7 protein-coding genes are annotated in these 4,270 nt (G+C 63.2%); all 7 read right to left on the bottom strand.

Translation table 11 applies throughout. The features are described from left to right. The coding region (locus ABYB95_RS18035) for a YciI family protein (protein WP_372660023.1) at positions 1-260 on the bottom strand (260 nt) is incomplete at its 3' end. A gap of 52 nt (positions 261-312) precedes the next feature. Continuing rightward, a complete protein-coding gene (locus ABYB95_RS18030) occupies positions 313-1,278 on the bottom strand; it encodes a fumarylacetoacetate hydrolase family protein (RefSeq protein ID WP_372660021.1) in 966 nt (321 codons plus the stop codon). Positions 1,279-1,335: 57 nt separating this feature from the next. Continuing rightward, positions 1,336-1,485 (bottom strand): hypothetical protein, encoded by a 150-nt coding sequence (locus ABYB95_RS18025; protein WP_372660019.1) that lies wholly within the window; start codon positions 1,483-1,485, stop codon positions 1,336-1,338. 12 nt (positions 1,486-1,497) lie between these two features. Further along, positions 1,498-2,190 carry a DUF2269 family protein gene (locus ABYB95_RS18020; RefSeq protein ID WP_372660017.1) on the bottom strand — a complete coding sequence of 231 codons (693 nt, stop codon included), beginning with the start codon at positions 2,188-2,190 and terminating at the stop codon, positions 1,498-1,500. 13 nt (positions 2,191-2,203) lie between these two features. Beyond that, positions 2,204-2,731, bottom strand: a complete 528-nt coding sequence (locus ABYB95_RS18015; RefSeq protein ID WP_372660016.1) for a VOC family protein — start codon at positions 2,729-2,731, stop codon at positions 2,204-2,206. Between the two features lie 8 nt (positions 2,732-2,739). Further along, on the bottom strand, positions 2,740-3,792 hold the full coding sequence (locus tag ABYB95_RS18010; RefSeq protein WP_372660014.1) for a CDP-6-deoxy-delta-3,4-glucoseen reductase: 1,053 nt from the start codon (positions 3,790-3,792) through the stop codon (positions 2,740-2,742). A 204-nt stretch (positions 3,793-3,996) separates the two neighbouring features. Beyond that, positions 3,997-4,270, bottom strand: a 274-nt coding sequence (locus tag ABYB95_RS18005) for an enoyl-CoA hydratase-related protein (protein WP_372660012.1), incomplete at its 5' end; no start/stop codon positions are given.

Raw genomic sequence — 4,270 nt, 5'->3', positions numbered from 1 at the left:
GGCTCTTGCGCCCAGATGGCTTGCGCCGCCTCGATGGAATCGACATTCAAGATGCTCAAGCCCATGCCGGTGGGCTGCTGCGTGGGGCTCAAGGGGCCGGACAAGAACAGCAGGCCGCGCCTTTCCAGGTCGACCATGAAGTCCAGGTGCCGGCCCAGCTCGGGCAGCAAGTCCGCACCGTCAAGCAGACGGGTCAGCACCACCACCAGGCGCATGTTCAGCATGGCCTGGCTACGCTGCTGCACGGATAGGCCGCTCACAAGCCACTCCAAACGCTACGCGCGGCTGGCGCCCGGATGTATGTCGTGTGCACTACGCCGCCTCGGCACAGATGAAGTTCTGCAACACGCCGATGCCGCTGATTTCCACTTCGATCACGTCGCCCGGCGCCATGAACACCCGGGGCTTTCGACCCACGCCCACGCCAGCCGGCGTGCCGGTCAACAAGATGTCACCCGGTCGAAACGCATACCAGCGCGAGAAGTAGGCGATGGTCTCCGGGATGCTGAAGATCAGGTCCGCCACGTCCGAGGATTGCATCACCTGCCCGTTGAGGCGCGTGGTCAGGTGCAAGGCGCTCACGTCCGGCACTTCGTCGGCGGTCAGGAGCACCGGGCCCAGCGGCGTGAAGTCCGGGAACTGCTTGCCCATGATGTTCACCTCCCAGGTTCGGCGTGCGTCCCACGGCGTGCTGGCCTCCCACACCGCCGTCACCCAGTCGCGGGCGGAGATGTCGTTGGCCGCCATGTAACCCGCCACACAGTTCATCGCGTCCGCGGCGCTCACCCGGTGGCAGTCGCGCCCGAACACCACCGCCAACTCACCTTCGTAGTCCACGTGTTCGGCCGCGATCGACGGCAACACCACGTCGCCATCGGGGCGCCCGATCGAGCTGGGGCTCTTGATAAAAGCGGTGGGGTGGGGAGGGGTCGGCGTGCCCGACATTTCGGCCAGGTGCGAGCGGTAAGCCAGGCCTGCGGCCACCACCAGATGGGGGTTGGGTACCGGCGTTTGCAAGCGGGTGGAAGACGGCAACAACGCGCCCGATGCGCGCAAGTGCTGCTGGGCCTGTGCCGTCATGGCCTCCACCCGGGACACCACCCGCTGCGCAATGGCCAGGCCATCGCTGCCGGCTTCGAGCAGCGCGCGCACGCTGTCGGGCAGCCACTGTTCCACGGTGCCCGGCAGGGCGGCCTTGCGCAAATCCAGCACTTCCCCGGAACGCAGGAGAGCGCCCGGCGCGCCTTCGCGGACGCTGTCGATGGTGAGCAGTTTCATAGGGAGCTTCCTTTGGATGGCGGGGGATAAAAATCGAATCAACCGGGTGAGCAGGCCTCAGGTCAGGCCGCGCAAAATCATCCAGGCCGCTGCGGGAATCGCGAGGTTGGATACCGGCATCTGCCGAGCCGGTGTCAGCAGCGCCAGCCCCAACAACAGGCCGCCCGCGACGATCCAGGCGGCGCGCTTGACGAGCTCGGGTGGCATGGTGTGCGCGGACTACGATGCCTGCGCGTGTGCGTCCAGCACTGGGGACATCTTGCGCAAGCCTTTCCAGGGATGGCGCTTGGGAATCACCACCGCCATCCAGGTGGTCACCGCGACCACCAGCACCAGGCCGTACGAGAACAGCGTCCAGTCCGTGGGCCGCACAATGCCCAGCACCACGATCAAGGTGAAGTTGGGCACGTCCAGAAAATGGGTCGCCAAGGTCAGGCGTGCGCGCAGCTCATGCTCCAGCTCGGGCACTGGCGCGTTCGCCTGCTTGGCGGCCAGAATCCCTTGCTTCAGTTTGAGGTAGTGGAACTTCATGATGAGGTGGCCTTCGAAGAACTCGAAGACGAACAGCACCATCATTCCCGCCAGCCAGGGGATTTCCATGAACGACCAGCCGTAGTACCCAAACACCATGGAAAAACCACTGAGCAAAATGAGCATGGAGCCCGGCACCACCAAGCGGTAGTAGAAGCCGAGCATGGCTTCGATGGAGTCCACCAGCAAAGGAAAATCAGCCGCCCTGCGGGCCCGCAAATCGCTCACCACCACACCGATCAACCCCGAACCCAGGGTGATGAACGCCAGCACATGCAGCAGTTTCAGCAGCACAAAAGACGGCATGAACTTGCCCAGCAAAAAGGCGATGCAAAGCAGGACGCTGGTGATGATGGGCAGCTTGATCAAGGTGGATTTCATGGGGTTCTCTTCTTCACGGCGTGGCGGCGGGCGAGGCGTCTGGCTGCGGGCTTGCGCGGGTCTCAAAACGGTCGCCAAAATCAAAATAATCGTCGTGCACGAAGCCGTTGGCGTAGTACTGGATCTCCCACCAGTTGTGGTCCAGGTCTTCCAGGTAAAACGAATACACGCCGTGCATGTCCTGCACGTCCAACACCTGGCGGATCTTGTATTTGTCTTTGAACTTCAATGCGTTGGCGTGCGCCTCGTCCACCTCTTTGGCCGATGCCACATCCAACCCCCAGTGGTTCAACACGTTGCAGGGGTGGATCTGATCGCCCACCTCCACGCAGACGATGTGAAAGCGCATACCCAGACGCAAGGACAGCGCCGTGATCGCGTGGTGCACGCACTCGATGCCCAGAAACTCTTCGTAGAAGCGCCGCGATGCGCCCAGTTCAAAACACTCCAGCGTGCCATGCCCCAGGCAATAGGGCTGGACGATGGAGCTGCGGGCCGGCGGATCGACGCGGCAATCTTGTGGCAGAGGGTTGGTGGTCAAAGGTGTGTTCAACATGCGCTCCGTTGGGCTTGAAGGGCCTTGTCGGCCTCGGAAACAAAGGCGTCGGCAAAAAATGCGTTCTCGGGCAATCCACGCAGCGCGGTGAACTCGCGCCGGGCCGACTCGACCACGATCGGTGCGCCACAGGCATAGACCTGGCTGGCACTCAGATCCGCCACGTCTTGCAAGACCGCGCGGTGCACAAAGCCGGTGCGGCCCTGCCACGCACACGCAGGCGTGGCATCGCTCAGCACCGGTGTGTAGCGGATGTGTTCGTGCGCCTGCGCCCAGGCCGTGGCCAGCTCGTGCAGATACAGATCGGCCTTCGTTCGTCCACCCCAGTACAAGTGCATGGGGCGGCGCAGCCCTTTGGTCAAGCTGTGCTCGATCAGGGATTTGATGGGTGCAAAGCCGGTACCGGAGGCGAGCAACACCATGGGCTTGTCGCTGTCTTCGCGCAAGTAGAACTGCCCGTGTGGCCCCTCGATGCGCAGCAAATCCCGCTGCTGCATGTGTTCAAAAACCTGCCCGCCGAACTGGCCACCCGGCATGTGCCGGATGTGCAGCTCGATCTGCCGCACGCCATCGGTGCTCGGTGCGTTCGCCATGGAATACGAGCGGCGCAAACCGTCCTTGGTCAGGATGTCCACATACTGCCCGGCATGGAAACGCAGCGGTTCGTTGGCCGGCACGCCCAGCTGCAAGCGCATCACATCGTCGGCCAGCCGGTCCATGGCCAGCACGCGGGTCGGCATGGCTTTCACCGGAAAGGCCAACGAGGGGTCGAGCTCCTGGATCTGGATCACGCAATCGCTCAAGGCCTTGGCCTGGCACAGGTGCACGTGGCCCGCCGCCTTGTCCGCCTCGGACAAATAGGCCGGGTGCACCGGCCCGTAGTCCACCGACCCTGTGACGAGCCGACCCCGGCACGAACGGCACATGCCGGAACGGCAGCTGAAAGGCAGCTGAACGCCATCGTCCAGTCCGGCTTTGAGTATGGGGATATCGCCCGAACAGCCGAAAGACCGGCCGCTGGGCTGAAGGGTGATCACGTGCTGCATCTGTCTCCTTGCTTTCTGTTCTCGGCTTGACCCCCTTGGCGGGGTCAGAAAGTCCATGCCAAATTCTAGAAATGGCGAGACCCTAAAGCCAACAAAAAGCCGTGATGCGGCACATCAGATTTGGAAATTTTGCGGGCGCGCAGCACACGCCCACAAGCGCCACGACCCCAGACCGGGGTGTGGCGCAGCTGCCCGCGAGGGGCTTCAAGCCTGCACGAAGTGCGGTGCCCGCTTTTCCAGCCTGGCCCGGATGCCCTCGGTTTTTTCCGGGGTGGAAAACAGCAACTGGAAAGACCGGCGTTCGGCTTGCAGGCCTTGGTCGAGGCTGGTGTTCATGCTTTGCAGCACCGCTTCTTTGATGAAACGCACGGCGGTCACCGGCAAAGCGGCGATATCGCCCGCCAGCTTCAGGGCCTGCGCCTCCACCGCTGCGTCTTCCACCAGCTCGCTCACCAGGCCCATGTTGAATGCCGCCTGC

It is taken from the genome of Hydrogenophaga sp. (assembly GCF_041633695.1).
GTDB lineage: Bacteria > Pseudomonadota > Gammaproteobacteria > Burkholderiales > Burkholderiaceae_C > Hydrogenophaga.
This window is presented reverse-complemented; position numbering and strand designations above follow the sequence as displayed.